The following is a 17,810-nucleotide window of genomic DNA, read 5'->3' on the forward strand; positions in this document are numbered from 1 at the left end:
CCCGTTAGGGCGCACAAAGGACGCTGTAACACTTTGATTTTGCGCATGATCCTTTTCGAAAATCGATTCCGATTTTCGAAAATCATGCGTTGGCGGGGAAATCATGACGAATCCGGTTCTGGTCGAAGTTTTGCGCGGCACCGTACTCGAGAGCGCGCATCGTGGCGCCATTGCCGTTTTCGATGCCGTCGGCAAGCCGGTCTGGGAAATCGGCGATACGGCCCGCCCTGTGTTCCCACGCTCGGCGGTTAAGGCGATCCAGGCGCTGCCGCTGGTCGAAAGCGGCGCGGCCGATGCGTACGGTTTCGGCAACCGCGAACTGGCGCTTGCCTGCGCTTCGCATTCCGGCGAGCCGGCGCATGTCGAACTGGCGCGGGCGATGCTGGCCAAGGCCGGGCTGGACGAGGCGGCGCTGGAATGCGGCGCGCACTGGCCGTCCAACCACGACGCGATGGTTGCGCTGGCCAGCGCCGGCAACTTGCCGAACGCACTGCACAACAACTGTTCTGGTAAGCATGCGGGCTTCCTCTGCACCTGCGTCCACGCCGGTATCGCCCATCGTGGCTATGTCAAATCAGGCCATGCCTCGCAGGAGATGGTGCGCGACGCAATGCAAGCGGTGACCGGTGTTGCCCATGATTTCGATCATTGCGGCACTGACGGCTGCTCGATCCCGACCTATGCCGTGCCGCTGCGCAGCTTCGCGCTCGGCTTTGCCCGCATGGCGACAGGTATCGGCTTTGAACCCACCCGCGCCAAGGCCGCAAAGCGGCTGCTTTCCGCCTGCATGGCCGAGCCCTTTCTGGTCGCCGGCACAGGCAGGGCTGATGTTGCGCTGATGGAGGCCGCACCCGGCCGGATTTTTGTGAAGGGAGGGGCTGAAGGCGTCTATTGCGCAGCACTTCCCGAGCTTGGCCTTGGCGTCGCGCTGAAATGCGATGATGGCGCTGGTCGCGCCGCTGAAGTCATGGTCGCGGCATGCATGGCCAGGCTTTTGCACGCCGACAAGGCGCTGGCGGCGAGACTGATCGAACAGGCACATCCACCCATCGAAAGCAGGATCGGCGCTAAGGTCGGCACACTCAGGCCCACCGCCGCACTGAGCTGAGAACGGGCATTCAGCTCACATGATTGCGCTCGATGGTCAGATGCGCATAGCCAGCATTGTCTGATGAGGCGAGGTCGCCAGTCACCGGCTCGGCCCAGCGGTGGCCGACGATCGCGCCGTTTTGGGCGCCCTCGATGACATTGTCGGAGATGACCGCCGTCCCGGCCCCCTCGACCACGGTGACGGCGATGCCGGTTCCGGCTTTGCGGATGATGTTTCCCGTCGCGACCACATTGCGCATGAATGGCCCCCAGCCGATATGCATGCCGTAGAGCGGCGCATTCTCGACGGCGTTGCCGGAGACGGTGGTATCCGCCTCGACGTTGATACCGATGCCGAAACCGGGCGCATCGGCAGGGTAGGGGCCGCTGGTCGAGAGATTGCGGACGATGTTTCCTGAACACACGCCCATACGGCCGCCTTCGTTGAAATTGACGATCGAGATGCCGTTGGCGGCGCCGTCGACGATGTTGTTGCCGATAATCGCCCCTTCGAACGAGAATTCGGAATACACGGCGGTTTCGCCCGAGCGCGAGCAGATGTTGCCGGTGATGTGCAGATTGCTGGCGCTGTTGGCGCGGATCGCCGAAAACGTGCAATCCGAGACGATGTTGCCCGAGATGATGATATTGCCGGCGCGGAACGTTTTGATGCCGTTACCGTTCTGGCCGGTTCCGCCGCTACGCGCCTGAATGCGCTCGACGCGTTGCCGCTGACGATGGTGCCGTCCTCGGCCGCTTGCCAGCGGTGCACGAGGATGCCGCCATTGGCGCAGTCGGACACGGTGTTGCCTGATATCGTCAAGCCGGTGGCTTCGACCGAATAGATGCCGGCGTCGGCCGCGCCTGATATTTTCGAGCGCTCGATGCGGCCCGAAGCGTGCTCGAGCGCCAGGCCGTTCTTGCCGCTGCCTGATATCTGGCAATTGTCGATGACGAGGTGAGCGACGCGGCGGAGGTTGAGCAGGCCTTGCGCGTAGTCGCCCATCCAGCGGTTGGTGCCGTCGAACACCAGTCCGGTGAATTCGATATGCTCGGCCTGTTCGGCCATGAGCAGATGGCCGTTGCCGCCATATCGATCCGCGATGCGCCCGGCACGCCGGAAAGCCTGACGCGGCTGGGCAGCGACAGGTTGGATAGTACATAGGTTCCCGGCGGCAGGAACACCGGCATGTCGCGGTCGTTTGCCTCGCGCAGCAGCGTGGCGAAGGCCTTGCTCTGGTCGTCAAGCGCTCCGGGCTGCACGCCGAGGTCGGCAGCGTTGATCGAGCCGCGCATCGAGGCATCGTCGATGCCGGGCAGGCTGCCCGCCGCTGCCTTGCCGAGCGAGAGGCCCAGGACGGCAAAGCCGGCGGTTTGTGCGAGAAGTTTTCGTCTGTTCAACATCGGCACAGATTCCCAGCGTTCGGCCGCCGCGCCGCAGGAATCGTGCCAGACCGGATCGGCCGATCCGGTTTGCCGGCTATAGCTTGTGAAGTCGCCGCGCGAGGCATAAGCTCGACTAATGAGCAGAGCCTTCACGCGCGAAGAGGACAGCGAAAACGCCATCGCCGGCATCGGCGAGCGGCCGATCAGTCCGCACCGCAATCTGGTGACGCAACGCGGCCTGGCGCTGATTGACGCCGAATTGGCTGCCCTGCGCGATGATCTGGCTCGAGCGGAAAAGAGGGCCGACCGCGAGCGCATCGCGCTCATCTCGCGCGACCTGCGCTACTGGACCGCGCGGCGTGAAAGCGCCGAGCTTTCCCTTCCGGAACCGGGCAGCAATCTGGTTCGCTTCGGCATGGGCGTCACGCTGGAAGGCGATGACGGCAGGAAGGTGCACTGGAAGATCGTCGGCGAGGATGAGGCCGATCCGGCCAAAGGCACGATTTCCCATGTTTCACCGATGGCCCTCGCCTTGTTCGGCAAGAAGGTCGGCGAAATTGCCGTGGTGAACGGCAAGGAATGGGAGATTGTGAAGCTCTCGGATAATTAGTCCTCGATCTTGACAACATGGTCGCGGAAGAACGCCGCCGCGCCAGCCTCGTCGATCTCGCCGGCGGCAACCATCATGACCAGTTGAATGATGTCCGCCTGCTCGGCTTCGATGCTTAGCCCATTGAAATAAAGAAAAAGATCGGCTGCGGCAAAAGCGGTGCGCTTGTTGCCGTCGACGAACGGATGGTTCTTGGCGATGCCGAAAAGATAGGCGGATGCCAGCTCGCAGAGGTCGGGTTCGCCATAAATCTCCCTCTGTTGCGGTCGATAAAGCGCCGACTCCAGCATTCTTTCGTCGCGGATACCCGCTGCTCCTCCGTGGAGGCGCAATTGCTCAGCGTGAAGCGCCTCCACGAACTCCCTCGAATGATGCTCGGTCATTTCGCGAGCGCGCGGTAGGCAACCTCGTACTTCTTCATCCGCTCGCGCGCGATTTTCATCTTGCGCTCAAATTCCTCGGCAGTGTCTTCGGTGCGGCGCAGGCGAAGCTCATCCCCCTCCTGGACGATGACGATGCTGTCGCCGGCCTTCAGGTTCAGGCGGTCGAGAATTTCCTTGGGCAAGATCACGCCTTCGGAATTGCCGATCTTGCGAATGATCGTGTTCATGGCGAAACATCCTGTTGCAACGCTAATTATAACTCATCGTGGATGCCGTTGCAACGTACATTATAACCTGCCTCATCCAGCCTGCAACAGCCGGTCCATCAGCCGGTCGGCCGCCTCAGGGATGACCGTGCCCGGCGGGAAGATTTCTGCGGCTCCCGCCTGCAGCATAGCATCGTAATCCTGCGGCGGGATGACACCGCCGGCGACGATCAGCATATCGTCGCGCCCGAGCTTCTTCAGCGCGTCCCTGAGTTCGGGAATGAGCGTCAAATGGCCCGCCGCCAGCGACGAGGCGCCGACTATGTGCACGTCATGCTCGACCGCGAGCTTGGCGATCTCTTCCGGCGTCTGGAACATCGGCCCAACGGTCACGTCGAAGCCGAGATCGGCAAAGGCCGTGGCGATGACTTTCTGGCCGCGATCGTGGCCGTCCTGCCCCATCTTGGCGACGAGAATGCGCGGCTTGCCGCCGGACTTCTCCTCGAACGCCACGATCTTGTCCTGCAGCCGGTCGACCACCGGATTGTCGCCGAGCGCCTTGCGATAGACGCCGGAGATCGTCTGGACCGAGGCGACATGACGGCCGAAAACCTTTTCCAGAGCCAGAGAAATCTCGCCGACCGTGGCGTTGGCGCGCGCGGCGCGAATGGCGAACTCCAGCAGATTTTCGCCGCTCTCCGCAGCCCGGCTCAGGGCATCCAGTGCGCTCTCGACAGCGCCGACATCGCGCGTGCCTTTCAGCCGCTGCAGTTTCGACAATTGCCGGGCTCTGACTTCGGCATTGTCGATCTTCAGCACGTCGACTTTGATATCCGTCTCGGGACGATGGGCGTTGACGCCGACCAGTACCTGCTCACCGGAATCGATCCGCGCCTGCGTGCGCGCGGCGGCCTCTTCGATGCGCAGCTTCGGTATGTTTTTTTCGGTTGCGGCGGCCATGCCGCCCAGCCTCTCGACCTCTTCGATATGGGCAAGCGCGCGCGCCGCCAGGTCATGCGTCAGCCGTTCGAGATAGGCAGAGCCTCCCCACGGGTCGATGATGCGGGTGGTACCGGATTCCTTTTGCAGGATGAGCTGCGTGTTGCGGGCGATGCGCGCCGAATGGTCGGTCGGCAGCGCCATCGCCTCGTCGAAGGAGTTTGTGTGCAGCGACTGCGTGTGACCCTGCGTCGCCGCCATCGCCTCGATCATGGTGCGGATGATGTTGTTGTAAGGGTCCTGCGCCGTCAGCGACCAGCCCGAAGTCTGGCAATGGGTGCGCAGAGACAGCGAGCGCTCGTCCTTCGGCAAGAAGTTCTTCAGCATCAGGTTCGACCACAAAAGGCGGGCTGCCCTCAGCTTGGCGACCTCCATGAAGAAGTTCATGCCGATCGCCCAAAAGAAGGAAAGGCGCGGCGCGAAACGGTCGATATCGAGACCCGCCGCGACACCGGCGCGGGCGTACTCGATGCCGTCGGCGATCGTGTAGGCGAGCTCGAGGTCGGCGGTCGCCCCGGCCTCATGCATGTGATAGCCGGAGATCGAAATTGAATTGAACTTCGGCATATGCTGCGACGTGTAGGAGAAGATGTCCGACACGATCCGCATCGAAGGCTTTGGGGGATAGATGTAGGTGTTACGCACCATGAACTCTTTCAAGATGTCATTCTGAATGGTCCCGGCGAGATTCTTCTGCGCAACCCCCTGTTCTTCCGCCGCCACGATGTAGAGCGCCATGATCGGCAGCACCGCGCCGTTCATGGTCATCGACACCGTCATTTCGCCAAGCGGGATGTCGTCGAAGAGCTGGCGCATGTCGAGGATCGAATCGATGGCGACGCCGGCCATGCCGACATCACCGGCAACACGCGGATGATCGCTGTCGTAGCCGCGATGCGTGGCGAGGTCGAAAGCGACTGACAGTCCCTTCTGGCCGGCTGCAAGGTTGCGCCGGTAAAAGGCGTTCGACTCTTCCGCCGTCGAGAAGCCGGCATATTGCCGGATCGTCCAGGGTTGCTGGACATACATCGTTGGGTAGGGGCCGCGCACGAATGGCGGCAGGCCCGGATAAGTGTCGAGATGCGGTAACCCATGGAGATCGCCCTGGTTGTACAGATGCTTGATGGCCAGCCCTTCCGGGGTCATCCGCTGGCCCTTGACCTCGATCGGTGCCCGGCGCGGCGCCGACCAGCCGATCTGGCTGAAATCCGGGATCATGGCGCTGCTCCGATCGATTGATCGAGGCGGATCGGAAACAGCGGGTCGCACACCGCCACGCCCTCGGTAACGGCAGGCCGCCGCTCCGCCGTCAGCGTTTCGACCGGACGTTCTGTCTTCGACGGGTGAAGCGTCGTGCCGATGATGGCCCGCTCGCCCGTCTGATAGGCAGCATTGCGGCGGGCGGAGGCCGCCTGAACCCGTTTCTGGATGTGTCCTTGCTGCAGGCTGGACAGCACGCCACCTTCCGCCTCGATCAGCTGGAATTCTTCCCACGCCGCTTCGCAGAGTTCGGCGGTCAGCGTTTCAACGGCGCCCGAACCGCAAGCAGGATCGGCGACATGATCGATATGGCTTTCGTTGGCCATGATCAGTTGCATATTGCGGGCGACACGGCGGGCAAAGCCCGCCGGCAGGCCATGCGCGATCGTATGCGGCAGGATGGAGATCGAATCCGCCCCGCCGGCTGCCGCGGCAAAACCAGCAATCGCGGTACGCAGGATGTTTGTCTCCGGGTCCGCCGAAGTCATCATGCGGACGGACGTCTCGGCATGGATGTTGGCGGTGGAGGCGGCGATCGAGCATGCCTCCTGAACCCGCGCCCACAGCCTGCGCAGGGCTCTGACTTTGGCCATCGACACGAACTGGTCCTGGTCGACGCTCAGCGCAAAGCCGATATGGGGTGCCGCATAGACAAGCGGCTGGCGCGCCTCCTCGAACATCCGGAGATAGGAGACTGCGGAAGCCATCATGGTGCCCAGTTCCTGCGCTTCGGTGGCGCCGGCATTGTGGAAGACGCGTCCGTCTGCCTCCAGCAGAACTCCCGGCACGCCCATCGAGAAAAAATGTGCCAGGGACTGCGGCATCGACGCCTGCAGGGCCTCGATCGACATCCGCAACCGGCCGGTTCCGGCAAAGATCGCCGCCGGATCGATACCGAAGGAAAGGTTGAGCTTTGCCGGGTCCGACCGGCGCTTGCTCAAGAACGCAACCAGCCAGTCGGCCACGGCGCGGCTCCAGGGATGCGCGTCGATGCGGACCTGAATGCGGTTGAGCGGCACGCCGTCCAGCACCGACTCCAGCGCCTCGGCAGTCCTCGGCAGGCCGTAGCCGAACGCATTCGGCGCGCCTTCGAAGACAAGCGACAATCCGGTGGCGCCCTGTGCGACGTCTTCCAGGGCCTGGGCTTTGGCGCGGCCGATATCCGGATCGTCGATACGCTGGCTGACGATCCACGGCGATCTGGGATTTGCCCGCGCGAGCGGCTCTGCAGTGACCGAACGGTCATACAGCGGTTCGATGCGGATGCCATCGTCCGTATGGGATACGAGCTTTTCCTCGAAGGATCCGCCGGCCAAGGCTTTTTCCGCAAGGGCCAGCCACCGCTGACGGTCAGGGTTCGGAAGTTCGGCATCGTGGTTCAAGGCACCGGCGCCCATCCGCTCTCCTCGTCTTCTCGGCCGATAGGCCTGGAACGTCAGTCTACGGTTCCCCGTCCTATATCACAATGCAACACGCATCCTGCGACGATGAACCGTCAACCGATTGCCAAACATGCGCAAAATCCGCAAGCTCCAAAAACCCAATTTCGACCATGGCCATTGTCGCTGCGCAATGGCGTCATTATACCTGCGGCGAGCCCCGTTACTTTCAATAGATCAGGGCATTCAACACTTCAGGTTGCGGAGACCCGACACATGGCTGACGACACCAGTATTTTCATAGGGGCCAGCCGAAAGCCTGACGACAGCTACCAGCGCGCCGAAAATCTGCTGCTTCAGTATGGCAATCGTCACGGCCTGGTCACCGGTGCGACCGGCACCGGCAAGACCGTGAGCTTGCAGATTTTGGCGGAAGGTTTCTCCAATGCCGGCGTGCCGGTCTTCTGCGCCGACATCAAGGGCGACCTGTCCGGTATCGCCATGATGGGCACGGCACAGGATTTTCTGGTCAAGCGCGCCGAGCAGGTCAAGCTCGATCCTTATGATTTCCAGGAATTTCCGGTCATCTTCTGGGACTTGTTCGGCGAGCAGGGCCATCCGATCCGCGCCACCGTCTCGGAAATGGGGCCGCTGCTTCTGTCGCGCCTGATGAACCTGTCCGAGGCGCAGGAAGGCATCATGAACATCGCCTTCCGCATCGCCGACGAGGAAGGCTTGTTGCTGCTGGACCTGAAGGACCTGCAAGCGCTTCTTGCCAACATCGCCGAACGCGCCGAAGAAATCGGCGCTCGCTACGGCAATGTGACGAAGCCCTCGATCGGCGCAATCCAGCGCACGCTGCTGGTTCTGGAGCAGCAGGGAGCGACGAATTTCTTCGGCGAGCCGGCGCTGCGGATCGCCGACATCATGCGCACGACCCGCGACGGCCGCGGCGCCATCAGCGTGCTGGCCGCCGACAAGCTGATGATGAATCCGCGGCTCTATGCGACATTCCTGTTGTGGCTGATGTCGGAACTGTTCGAGGAGCTGCCCGAAGTCGGCGATCCCGACAAGCCAAAGCTGGTCTTCTTCTTCGACGAGGCGCACCTTCTGTTCGATGACGCGCCGAAGGTGCTGATCGACCGGGTCGAACAGGTGGTCCGCCTGATCCGTTCGAAGGGCGTCGGCGTTTACTTCGTCACCCAGAATCCGCTGGATATCCCCGAAACGGTTCTGGCCCAGCTTGGTAACCGGGTGCAGCACGCGTTGCGCGCCTACACGCCACGGGAGCAGAAGGCCGTGAGGACGGCCGCCGAGACCTTCAGGCCCAATCCCGACTTCGACTGTGCAACCGTGATCACGCAGCTCGGCACCGGAGAGGCTCTGGTCTCGACGCTGGAAGCCAAAGGTGTTCCGTCCATGGTCCAACGGACTCTGGTTCGCCCGCCGTCGTCGCGCCTTGGCCCGATCACGCCTGACGAGCGCCGCACGCTGATCGCTGAGAGCCCGGTTACGGGACAGTACGACCAGACCGTCGATCGCGAATCGGCTTTCGAGATGCTGCAGAAAAAGGCCAAGGACGCTCTGGACGCAGAGGCGCAGCAGCAGGAGAGCGGCCGCTCACGCTGGACCATTCCAGGCTTCGGCAATGACGATCCCACCCCCCAGCCCACCGGCGGCAGACGGGCACCGGCGCCGCGAGCGTCCAATCGCCAGACGGTGGCGGAGGCGGCGATCAAGGCGGTGGTTCGCTCGGTCGGCTCGTCCGTCGGACGGGCGATCGTGCGCGGCATTCTCGGCAGCCTGTCCAGAGGGCGCTGACAGTATTGGACCTTGGTTTGAGAATATCTGATGCTCAAGCACAAAGAGCATCGGATTCAGAGGTATGCCGGCCGCTCCAGCGCTTTCGACCAGCTCAGAAGATCGTGTCCGAGATCGCCCTTGCCGGGCCGAGCAGGATCGATCCTTCCGGAACGCCCGCATCGATTGGAATGGCTTTGCGGTCTGCCGTGGCAACCAGTTCCTGACCGACACCGGCGGTAACGATCACCGGTGTCTTGTTGGGCACACGGTCATAAAGGTCGATAATGTCCTGGTTTATCAAGCGAACGCAGCCAGATGACACCGATTTGCCTATGGAAAACCACTCCGGCGAGCCGTGCAGGCGGTAAAGCGTGTCCTCGTTGCCCTCGAAGAGATACAGCGCCCGCGCTCCGAGCGGGTTGGTGAGGCCGCCGGGCATGCCGCCATTCTCGGCGCTGTATTCTGCGAGCTCGGGCTGGCGGGCGATCATTTCGGCCGGTGGCGTCCATTTCGGCCACTTCTGCTTCCACTGGACGACGGCATCGCCAGACCATTCGAAACCGGCGCGACCCAGCCCGACACCATAACGAATGGCTTGTCCGCCCGGACGCACGAGATAGAGGTGGTGGCCGGCCGTATCGACGACGATGGTGCCGGGCGCCTGGCCGGTCGGATCGGGAACGATCTGACGCAGAAATTGCTCGTCGATTTTCTCGTAGGGTATGCCCGGCAGCTCGAATCCACGGTCGCTGACCGGACCGTACATTGTTGCATAGTCCAGGAGCTGCGGCTCGACATTGGCTGGCGGCGGCGGCTCGACAGGCCGGCCTGCCGTCGTGGTGCAGGCGGAAACCGCAATCGAGGCGGCGCCGAGCGCAGCAGCGTTGAGAAAGCCGCGACGGCTCAGGCGATAGGAATCGATTTCGGTTGTGAACATCGTTGCCTTTTTAGGTCTCGTATGGAAACAAAACATGAATACGCCAATCAGTCCGGCGCGCCAGCCCTACAATGCCTGGCGCGATAGGCGGTTCCGATTCTGGCCTGAGGGTGAACAAACAAAGGCAAAGCTGTGACGGTCCCGCCACTGTTGCACCGAGGCATCAGGCCACAGCGCCGCGTCCGCAAAGGACGCTGTAGCAGTTCTATTTTGCCTATGATCCTTTCCAAAAATCGATTTCGATTTTGGGATCATGCGTCAGCCTCCGGCCAGCAAGCCTTCGAGCGAGGGCAGGATCAGGGCTGGTGGAAACTCCCGGTATTCCTCGGGCTGGTTGGAGCGGTTGATCCAGACTGTCCGGAAACCGAATTTGGTGGCGCCGGCGACGTCCCAGCGGTTGGATGACTGAAACGACACCGCATCCGGATAGAGGCGCCAGCCTGTCGTGACCATGTCGTAGACCGACGGATCGGCCTTGAAGCGCTTGACGGCATCGACGGAATAGATGTCGTCCAGAAACTGGTCGAGCGCGGCCGATTTGACCGCCGCTTCCAGCATTTCAGGCGAGCCGTTGGAGAGGATCGCCAGCTTGGCGCCGGACGCCTTGAGCGCCTTGAGCACGGCCGGCACCTCCGGATAGCAGTCCAGCCGCCAATAGGCGTCGAGCAGCTTGGCCCTGAGCCCCTGGTCCGCGGAGGGAACCTTGCGCAGGGCGAAATCGAGCGCCTGCTCGGTGAGTTGCCAGAAATCGGCGTAGGCGCCCATCAGCGTCCTGACCCAGGAGTATTCCAGCTGCTTGGCGCGCCAGATCTCCGAGAGGAGCTGGCCGTCCGGCCCGATCTGGTCGGCATGACGGCGCACGGCGGCATGGACATCGAACAGCGTGCCGTAGGCGTCGAAAACGTAAGCCGCATGGCGCATGGTGACAGTTTTGCGGCGAGGCAAGGCAAGGCGCAAGTACAGATTGCAATTCGTATAGCGCTGGCCTCAACAAAGTTCGATCATGCCCGTTGACGGCAGACGCTAAAGCATCTTCCAATGGCGAGACAGGACAAGTCTGGAACGGAACCAAGCGATGACACTGGCGACTGCGGCGCAATCCGCGACATGGACCTTCGTGGATGGCGACTGGTATGAAGGCAACGTCGCCATCCTGGGGCCGCGCAGCCATGCCATGTGGCTCGGCACCAGCGTGTTCGACGGCGCCCGCTGGTTCGAGGGCGTCGCCCCGGATCTCGACCGCCACGCCGCGAGGGTGAACGCTTCGGCGATCGCGCTTGGTCTCAAACCATCCATGAGCGCCGAAAAGATCGTCGGGCTGACCTGGGACGGGCTGAAGAAGTTCGACGGCAAGACGGCGGTCTACATAAGGCCGATGTACTGGGCCGAGCATGGTGGCTATATGGGCGTACCGGCAGATCCGGCCTCGACCCGTTTCTGCCTTTGCCTGTACGAATCGCCGATGATCTCGCCGGCGGGCTTTTCGGTCTCCGTCTCGCCGTTCCGGCGCCCGACCATCGAAACCATGCCGACCAACGCCAAGGCCGGCTGCCTTTATCCCAACAACGGTCGTGCCATCCTCGAAGCCAAGATGCGCGGCTTCGACAACGCCCTGGTGCTGGACATGCTGGGCAATGTCGCCGAGACCGGAACCTCGAACATTTTCCTGGTCAAGGACGGTCATGTCCTGACGCCGGCGCCGAACGGCACGTTCCTGTCCGGCATCACCCGCTCGCGGACGATGACGCTGCTTGGCGAGTATGGGTTCAAGACCACCGAGAAGACGCTGTCGGTGCGCGACTTCCTCGAAGCAGACGAAATATTCTCGACGGGAAACCATTCGAAAGTCGTGCCGGTTACCCGCATCGAGGATCGCAATCTCCAGCCCGGGCCCGTAGCCAAGAAGGCGCGCGAACTCTACTGGGATTGGGCGCATTCGGATTCGACCGGCTGACTGGCGAAAAAGCGAACCGGCGCTTAATTCCGGAGTTGCTCCACATCAATCCAGACCTATGTTAGTCCGGTATCGACACCGGATTTTTCCACGAGGAGTACGACCGATGGCTTTTGAACTGCCCGCCTTGCCCTATGACTACGAGGCCTTGCAGCCTTACATGTCGAAGGAGACGCTGGAGTACCACCACGACAAGCACCACAAGGCATATGTCGATAACGGCAACAAGCTGGCTGCCGAAGCCGGGCTCGGCGACTTGTCGGTCGAAGAGGTTGTGAAGCAGTCCTTCGGCAAGAACCCCGGGCTCTTCAACAATGCCGGCCAGCATTACAACCACATCCATTTCTGGAAGTGGATGAAGAAGGGTGGCGGCGGCAACAAATTGCCGGGCGCGCTGCAGAAGGCGTTCGACAGCGACCTCGGCGGCTACGACAAGTTCAAGGCCGACTTCATCGCGGCCGGAACCACCCAGTTCGGTTCGGGCTGGGCCTGGGTTTCGGTCAAGGACGGCAAGCTGGCGATCTCGAAGACGCCGAACGGTGAGAATCCGCTGGTCCATGGCGCGACGCCGATCCTGGGCGTCGATGTCTGGGAGCACTCCTATTACATCGACTATCGCAACGCCCGGCCGAAATATCTCGAAGCCTTCGTCGACAGTCTCATCAACTGGGACCATGTCCTTGAGCTCTACCAAAAGGCGTAGGCCTAACTGAGTTGCAGAAAAGCCCCGGCAAAACCGGGGCTTTTCTTTTGTCAAGATCGGCCGCCCTTTTCCAGCACAGAACGGCTGTCGCAAAAATTCACACAAGCGTGAGGCGAATTTCCGGAATTTTTAAGCCACCTTTGCCGTTATCGTTCAGTGCCGATCTTTTTCCGAAACGTCTTCACCATGGAGCCAATTGAATGAGAAAGCTTATCCTCGCCATCTCGATGCTCGCCTTCGCCGGTTCGGCGGCATTCGCCGATCCGATCCAGGACCGGCAGGCCCTGATGAAGGAACGTGGAAAGATCGCCGGCCAATTGTCGAAAGTGGTCAAGGGCGAGACCCCTTACGACGCCGCGGCCGTGCTGGCGGCGTTGAAGGCGCTGCAGGCCAACGCCGAGAAATTCCATGCAAACGTCGAAACTCTTTTCCCAGCTGGCAGCGAAACCGGCGACACCACCGCTGCCCCCAAGATCTGGGCGGATATGGCCGGCTTCAAGGCGGTTGAGGAAAAATATCTCGCCGACGTCAAGGCCGCGGCGGCCGCCGCCCCTGCCGACGTCAATGCTTTGAAGGCGGGGTTCAACACCATAGGCGAGGATTGTGGCACCTGCCATCAGACATACAGGATAAAGAAGGGCTGATAGCGGGCGATGCGCCTGCTGAAAAGGTTCGTCGGCGCCGCCCTCGCTCTGGGCACCGCCGGCGCTCTCGCCGGCTGGTTCCTGTCGGCGCCGGTCAGGCTCGACGCTGAGACGCTGGCGCGGCTCGGCCCCGGCGATGTCGCCAGGGGCAAGCGCATTTTTTATGCCGGAGGCTGCACATCGTGTCATGCGAAGCCTGGTTCGCAAGGCGATGCCCGCCTTCAACTGGCAGGCGGTCTCGAACTCAAGACGCCGTTCGGTACCTTCGTGCCACCGAACATCTCGCAGGATGCCAAGGATGGTATCGGCGCCTGGTCGGCCGAAGACCTCGCCAACGCCATGATGAAGGGGGTGTCGCCGAGCGGCGAGCATTTCTATCCGGCGTTTCCTTATGCATCCTACGCGCGCATGAAGCCGGCCGACATTGCCGATCTCCATGCCTTCCTGAAAACGCTTCCGGCGGTCTCCGGCAAGGCGCCGCCCAATTCGCTGGGATTCCCGTTCAACATCCGTCGCGGCATCGGGCTGTGGAAACGTCTCTATTTGAGTGACCAGCCGGTGGTTTCCTTCCCCGATGGTACGCCGGATCCGGTAATGGCCGGCCGCTACCTGGTCGAAGGGCCGGGTCATTGCGGCGAATGCCACACGCCGCGTGATTTTACTGGCGGCACCAAGAAGAGCGAGTGGCTGGCCGGAGCCACTGCTGCCGAAGGCAGCGGCATCGTGCCGAACATCACTTCGGGTGAAGGCGGGCTCAGTGACTGGTCGGAGGCCGACATCGCCAACTTTCTCGAAACCGGCTTCACGCCGGATTTCGATACCGTCGGTGGCGCCATGGTCGACGTGCAGAGAAACATGGCCGAACTGACGCCCGAGGACCGGGCGGCGATATCAGCCTATCTGAAGGCCATACCGCCGCATCCCAATGGCCATCCGGCGCGTAAGCAGCCTTCGAGCTGACGCGAAAACCGGACGGGATGGCGGCGCGTCAGCGGTCGCCGAGGAAATCGAAGCCGGCTTCGAAGAAATGATTGTAGTTGCAGGTCATTTCCTCGCCGGGCGCGATGTCGCGCGACGCATACGTCTCCTCGGGCGAGGAGACGTCGCAATTCGGGTCATCGGCATGGTTCATGTAGCGCGCGTCGTCGGCTTCGAAGACGATGTAGTTCGGGTCGCGCCGGTCGGGATAGGAATAGCGATCGAGATAGGCTTTGATCGGCCCGGTTTCGCGCTCATAGGTCTCGACGGGGATGCGCCGGTCGTAATTGGGATCGAGCTTCCAAACCAGAGTGCCACGGGGAATGTGGTTCTTGGCAAAGACTCCGATGCCCTGGATAGGCGATTTGTCGAGATAGACGTCGACGAGCAACATGGCACACCCTTGGGGTGACTGGATGATTTTGGTGGCGCGGCTGCGAAAAGCCGCGCATTGGGTAGCGCGCGGCCATCGCAATTGCGAGCGGAAAATCAGCCACGCCGTGACCTGAAATTGGAATCGATTTTCCGCAGGGATCGTGAGCAGGATCAAGCTCCTACAGCGCCCTTTGCGCGTCCAAAAGAGTGGGCGGCGCTGTCGTGGCCAGGTCGGCCTTGCCCGCCACCTTCAGCGCAAACGCATAGGTGAAGGCGATTTCCTCGAGCCTGGAAAACCGGCCGGATGCGCCGGCATGGCCGGAGTCCATGTTGATCTTGAACAGCACCGGATTGTCGCCGGTCTTGCGGTCGCGCAGCCGCGCTACCCACTTGGCCGGTTCCCAGTAGGTGACACGTGGGTCGGTGAGGCCGGCAAGCGCCAGGATCGGGGGATAGTCGAGCGCGGCGACGTTGTCATAGGGCGAGTAGGCGGCGATCGTCCGATAGTCTTCCTCCGAAGCGATCGGGTTGCCCCATTCAGGCCATTCCGGCGGCGTCAGCGGCAAGGTCGCGTCGAGCATGGTGGTGAGCACATCGACGAACGGAACCTCGGCGACAATACCGCCGAAGCATTCCGGCGCCATATTCGCGACGGCGCCCATCAGCAGGCCGCCGGCCGAGCCGCCCTGTGCGACGATGCGGTCATGTTGCGTATAGCGGTCGGCGACGAGGTGGTGGGCGACTGCGATGAAATCGGTGAACGTGTTCTTCTTATACGCCCGCTTGCCATCGTCGTACCAGCCATAGCCCTTGTCCTTGCCGCCGCGGACATGGGCAATCGCGTAGACGAAGCCGCGGTCGACCAGCGAAAACAAATTGGTGTTGAACGCGGCCGGGACTGTGATGCCGTAGGAGCCGTAGCCGTAAAGCAGGCAAGGTGCTGACCCGTCGAGCGGTGTGTCGCGATGGTGGATGAGCGAGATCGGCACCAGTTCGCCGTCGGCGGCGGGCGCCATCAGCCGCCGCGTCACGTAATGGTCCGGGTCGTGACCGGACGGAACTTCCTGGGTCTTCAGCAGCACTCGCTCGCGGGTCCGCATGTTGTAGTCGAAGACCTGCGCCGGCGTTGTCATGGACGAGTAGGAAAAGCGCATGATCTCGGTGTCGTATTCATAGGATCCCGACAGGCCGAGCGAGAAGGCTTCCTCGTCGAAGGAGATGAGGTGTTCCTCGCCGCTCTTGCGGTCATGTACGACGATGCGCGGCAGGCCTTCCTTGCGTTCAAGCCTGACCATATGGGCCTTGAAGCCGATCACCGAAAGGATCAGCCGCCCCGCTTCGTGCGGCACCAGCTCCTGCCAGTTGGCGCGCACCGGGTCGCTCGCCGGCGCCGTCATGATCTTGAAATCCTTGGCGCCGTCGGCGTTGGTGAGAATGAAGAAGATATCGCCGCCTTCTTCGAGATCGTATTGCAGGCCGGTCTCGCGCGCCGAAACCAGCTTCGGTTCGGCGAACGGCTCGCTGGCGCTCATGATGCGATATTCCGAGGTCTCGTGGTCGTTGATGCCGACCATGATCCACTCGTTGGAGCGTGTGCCGCCGACATTCATGAAGAAGCCCGGATCGGTTTCCTCGTAGATCAGCCGGTCGTTCTCAGGACTGTCGCCAAGGGCATGGAACAGCACCTTGGAAGGACGGTGGTTGGGATCGAGGCGGGTGTAGAAAAATCCGTCATTTCCGGCATCCCACACGCCGCCGCCACCTGTGTCCGGGACCCTGTCCGGTAACTCCTTGCCGCTGGTAAGATCGCGCACACGAAGCGTGAAAAATTCGGAGCCCTTGTCGTCGAACGCCCAGAGAAGCTTGCGGTGGTCGGTCGAATGGTCGACACCGCCGAGGCGGAAATAGGCCTTGCCTTCGGCCTCGAGGTCGCCGTCGAGCAGGATCTGCTGGTCTCCGCCATCGCGCGGCGTGCGGAAATAACGCGGCTGCTCGCCGCCAAGCCTGAAAGATGAGCCATAGGCGTACCGCCCATCCTTCATCGGCACGGAAGAATCGTCTTCCTTGATGCGGCCCTTCATCTCCTTGAAAAGCTGCTTCCGCAACTGGGCGGTGTCGGCCATCAAAGCCGCCTGATAGGCGTTCTCGGATTCGAGATGGGCGCGGATCTGGCCGTCAAGCAGGGACGGATCCCTGAACATCTCTTGCCAATTGTCGGCTCTCAGCCAGGCATAGTCGTCCGTCCGGGTTACTCCATGATGTAGATCGAAGACCGGTCGCTTCTCGGGTTGTGGCGGGCTGGCAGTCGGAAATGCTGGGGTTCGGGTCATTGCGTCTCGCTGTCGAAGTTGCTTGAATGGAGAATGAACACGCCGATCAGCGCAGGTTCAAGAGCCGGAGTATATGTTTGCGCCGGGCTCCAGAAGATGAGCCGGAGGAGTGAGGAAAATGAAATTCCGTTTTCACGCTGCCGCGGCTTTCGCCGTCGCTTCGACAGTTTTGGCCTTTACCGGCCAATCTCATGCAACCGTGTTCGCAGCTTGGCAAGTGACCAACGTTCCGTTTGGTGACACGCTCAACGTGCGCAAGTATCCGGCGGGGTCATCCCAGAAGCAGGCCGCCTATCCCAACGGAGCCGTTTTGCAGATGACCGGGAAATGCACCGGCGGCATAAACTTGCTCGACATCGCCAAGCAGCCGGTTTGGAAGCAGGAACAGAAGATCCGCTATCGCTGGTGCGAAGTCTGGCATGATCCAGCACATAACGGCAATTTCGTCACCGGCTGGGTCTACGGAAAATACATCACTCCACATTGATGGATCGGTGCCGGTCCGCAGCGCTGATTTCTGGCTTGCTTGCAAACAGCAAATCGCAACCTATGGTTTTGTAGATTCTGAAAACAACCAGATAGCCTGCGCCACAACCAAGCATAGCCAAGCATTGAGAACTTTTTACTGGCCATTGAGGATGTAACGGCAGCTCGACGGGGCGTCAGCCGTTGCTGGTCGGACCAGAAAATATCGCAAAATTACAGAGTGCACCAAAGGTTGAAGCTGATCGCGGAATATTTTATTAACATCGATGAATACAGCGCAAGAAGCGA

General features: G+C 61.6%; 16 protein-coding genes and 1 pseudogene. 8 read left to right on the plus strand and 9 right to left on the minus strand.

The features are described from left to right. Positions 1–103: 103 nt before the first annotated feature. A complete protein-coding gene (locus NKH36_RS06360) occupies positions 104–1,108 on the plus strand; it encodes an asparaginase (RefSeq protein ID WP_352958673.1) in 1,005 nt (334 codons plus the stop codon). Positions 1,109–1,118: 10 nt separating this feature from the next. Here the strand turns inward: NKH36_RS06360 and NKH36_RS06365 are convergent. After that, positions 1,119–2,493: pseudogene (locus NKH36_RS06365) on the minus strand (TIGR03808 family TAT-translocated repetitive protein). A 118-nt stretch (positions 2,494–2,611) separates the two neighbouring features. Between NKH36_RS06365 and greA the strand changes: the two are divergent. Next, positions 2,612–3,085, plus strand: a complete 474-nt coding sequence (greA, locus tag NKH36_RS06370) for a transcription elongation factor GreA (RefSeq protein WP_352958672.1) — start codon at positions 2,612–2,614, stop codon at positions 3,083–3,085. On the opposite strand, the gene NKH36_RS06375 is transcribed toward greA, so the two are convergent. The 4 genes from NKH36_RS06375 to NKH36_RS06390 all read right to left on the minus strand — a co-directional run bounded on the left by NKH36_RS06375 (position 3,082) and on the right by NKH36_RS06390 (position 7,330). Further along, the gene (locus NKH36_RS06375; protein WP_352958670.1) at positions 3,082–3,468 is read right to left on the minus strand and encodes a type II toxin-antitoxin system death-on-curing family toxin; all 387 of its coding nucleotides are present in this window, start codon (positions 3,466–3,468) and stop codon (positions 3,082–3,084) included. The two genes, greA and NKH36_RS06375, sit on opposite strands and share 4 nt — an antisense overlap. Continuing rightward, positions 3,465–3,695 (minus strand): AbrB/MazE/SpoVT family DNA-binding domain-containing protein, encoded by a 231-nt coding sequence (locus tag NKH36_RS06380; protein WP_292518112.1) that lies wholly within the window; start codon positions 3,693–3,695, stop codon positions 3,465–3,467. The genes NKH36_RS06375 and NKH36_RS06380 overlap by 4 nt, the downstream gene beginning before the upstream one ends. 72 nt (positions 3,696–3,767) lie before the next feature. Beyond that, a complete protein-coding gene (gene scpA / locus NKH36_RS06385) occupies positions 3,768–5,891 on the minus strand; it encodes a methylmalonyl-CoA mutase (protein WP_352958668.1) in 2,124 nt (707 codons plus the stop codon). After that, positions 5,888–7,330, minus strand: coding sequence for a methylmalonyl-CoA mutase subunit beta (locus NKH36_RS06390; RefSeq protein ID WP_352958666.1), 1,443 nt, complete (start codon positions 7,328–7,330; stop codon positions 5,888–5,890). The genes scpA and NKH36_RS06390 overlap by 4 nt, the downstream gene beginning before the upstream one ends. Positions 7,331–7,588: 258 nt before the next feature. Between NKH36_RS06390 and NKH36_RS06395 the strand changes: the two genes are divergently transcribed. Next, on the plus strand, positions 7,589–9,133 hold the full coding sequence (locus NKH36_RS06395) for a helicase HerA-like C-terminal domain-containing protein (RefSeq protein ID WP_352958665.1): 1,545 nt from the start codon (positions 7,589–7,591) through the stop codon (positions 9,131–9,133). Between the two features lie 94 nt (positions 9,134–9,227). Here NKH36_RS06395 and NKH36_RS06400 read toward each other — a convergent pair whose 3' ends face one another. Both NKH36_RS06400 and NKH36_RS06405 read right to left on the minus strand, forming a co-directional pair. Further along, positions 9,228–10,052, minus strand: coding sequence for a L,D-transpeptidase (locus NKH36_RS06400; RefSeq protein WP_352958663.1), 825 nt, complete (start codon positions 10,050–10,052; stop codon positions 9,228–9,230). A 258-nt stretch (positions 10,053–10,310) separates the two neighbouring features. Continuing rightward, positions 10,311–10,973 carry a haloacid dehalogenase type II gene (locus NKH36_RS06405; protein WP_352958767.1) on the minus strand — a complete coding sequence of 221 codons (663 nt, stop codon included), beginning with the start codon at positions 10,971–10,973 and terminating at the stop codon, positions 10,311–10,313. A 154-nt stretch (positions 10,974–11,127) separates the two neighbouring features. Between NKH36_RS06405 and NKH36_RS06410 the strand changes: the two genes are divergently transcribed. The 4 genes from NKH36_RS06410 to NKH36_RS06425 all read left to right on the plus strand — a co-directional run bounded on the left by NKH36_RS06410 (position 11,128) and on the right by NKH36_RS06425 (position 14,313). Continuing rightward, positions 11,128–12,006: a branched-chain amino acid aminotransferase gene (locus NKH36_RS06410; RefSeq protein WP_352958661.1), complete on the plus strand. Its 879-nt coding sequence runs from the start codon at positions 11,128–11,130 to the stop codon at positions 12,004–12,006. Between the two features lie 106 nt (positions 12,007–12,112). Further along, positions 12,113–12,709 carry a superoxide dismutase gene (locus NKH36_RS06415; RefSeq protein ID WP_352958660.1) on the plus strand — a complete coding sequence of 199 codons (597 nt, stop codon included), beginning with the start codon at positions 12,113–12,115 and terminating at the stop codon, positions 12,707–12,709. A 200-nt stretch (positions 12,710–12,909) separates the two neighbouring features. Further along, the gene (locus tag NKH36_RS06420; protein ID WP_352958658.1) at positions 12,910–13,353 is read left to right on the plus strand and encodes a c-type cytochrome; all 444 of its coding nucleotides are present in this window, start codon (positions 12,910–12,912) and stop codon (positions 13,351–13,353) included. Between the two features lie 9 nt (positions 13,354–13,362). Beyond that, positions 13,363–14,313: a cytochrome c gene (locus NKH36_RS06425; RefSeq protein ID WP_352958657.1), complete on the plus strand. Its 951-nt coding sequence runs from the start codon at positions 13,363–13,365 to the stop codon at positions 14,311–14,313. A 28-nt stretch (positions 14,314–14,341) separates the two neighbouring features. On the opposite strand, the gene NKH36_RS06430 is transcribed toward NKH36_RS06425, so the two are convergent. Together NKH36_RS06430 and NKH36_RS06435 are read right to left on the minus strand one after the other, a co-directional pair. Continuing rightward, positions 14,342–14,725, minus strand: coding sequence for an SET domain-containing protein (locus NKH36_RS06430; protein ID WP_095496809.1), 384 nt, complete (start codon positions 14,723–14,725; stop codon positions 14,342–14,344). 160 nt (positions 14,726–14,885) lie between these two features. Beyond that, the gene (locus tag NKH36_RS06435; protein WP_352958655.1) at positions 14,886–17,036 is read right to left on the minus strand and encodes a S9 family peptidase; all 2,151 of its coding nucleotides are present in this window, start codon (positions 17,034–17,036) and stop codon (positions 14,886–14,888) included. A gap of 118 nt (positions 17,037–17,154) precedes the next feature. Here NKH36_RS06435 and NKH36_RS06440 point away from each other — a divergent pair, with 118 nt between their 5' ends. Further along, the gene (locus NKH36_RS06440; protein WP_352958653.1) at positions 17,155–17,523 is read left to right on the plus strand and encodes an SH3 domain-containing protein; all 369 of its coding nucleotides are present in this window, start codon (positions 17,155–17,157) and stop codon (positions 17,521–17,523) included. The last annotated feature ends 287 nt before the right edge of the window (positions 17,524–17,810 follow it).

Origin of the sequence: Mesorhizobium sp. M1312 (genome assembly GCF_040318115.1) — a bacterium.
In the GTDB taxonomy this organism is placed as follows: Bacteria; Pseudomonadota; Alphaproteobacteria; order Rhizobiales; family Rhizobiaceae; genus Mesorhizobium.

Coding starts and splice junctions, on each gene's coding strand:
- NKH36_RS06360 (WP_352958673.1), top strand. CDS start 104: ATGACGAATCCGGTTCTGGTCGAAGTTTTGCGCGGCACCGTACTCGAG.
- greA (WP_352958672.1), top strand. CDS start 2,612: ATGAGCAGAGCCTTCACGCGCGAAGAGGACAGCGAAAACGCCATCGCC.
- NKH36_RS06375 (WP_352958670.1), bottom strand. CDS start 3,468: ATGACCGAGCATCATTCGAGGGAGTTCGTGGAGGCGCTTCACGCTGAG.
- NKH36_RS06380 (WP_292518112.1), bottom strand. CDS start 3,695: ATGAACACGATCATTCGCAAGATCGGCAATTCCGAAGGCGTGATCTTG.
- scpA (WP_352958668.1), bottom strand. CDS start 5,891: ATGATCCCGGATTTCAGCCAGATCGGCTGGTCGGCGCCGCGCCGGGCA.
- NKH36_RS06390 (WP_352958666.1), bottom strand. CDS start 7,330: ATGGGCGCCGGTGCCTTGAACCACGATGCCGAACTTCCGAACCCTGAC.
- NKH36_RS06395 (WP_352958665.1), top strand. CDS start 7,589: ATGGCTGACGACACCAGTATTTTCATAGGGGCCAGCCGAAAGCCTGAC.
- NKH36_RS06400 (WP_352958663.1), bottom strand. CDS start 10,052: ATGTTCACAACCGAAATCGATTCCTATCGCCTGAGCCGTCGCGGCTTT.
- NKH36_RS06405 (WP_352958767.1), bottom strand. CDS start 10,973: ATGCGCCATGCGGCTTACGTTTTCGACGCCTACGGCACGCTGTTCGAT.
- NKH36_RS06410 (WP_352958661.1), top strand. CDS start 11,128: ATGACACTGGCGACTGCGGCGCAATCCGCGACATGGACCTTCGTGGAT.
- NKH36_RS06415 (WP_352958660.1), top strand. CDS start 12,113: ATGGCTTTTGAACTGCCCGCCTTGCCCTATGACTACGAGGCCTTGCAG.
- NKH36_RS06420 (WP_352958658.1), top strand. CDS start 12,910: ATGAGAAAGCTTATCCTCGCCATCTCGATGCTCGCCTTCGCCGGTTCG.
- NKH36_RS06425 (WP_352958657.1), top strand. CDS start 13,363: ATGCGCCTGCTGAAAAGGTTCGTCGGCGCCGCCCTCGCTCTGGGCACC.
- NKH36_RS06430 (WP_095496809.1), bottom strand. CDS start 14,725: ATGTTGCTCGTCGACGTCTATCTCGACAAATCGCCTATCCAGGGCATC.
- NKH36_RS06435 (WP_352958655.1), bottom strand. CDS start 17,036: ATGACCCGAACCCCAGCATTTCCGACTGCCAGCCCGCCACAACCCGAG.
- NKH36_RS06440 (WP_352958653.1), top strand. CDS start 17,155: ATGAAATTCCGTTTTCACGCTGCCGCGGCTTTCGCCGTCGCTTCGACA.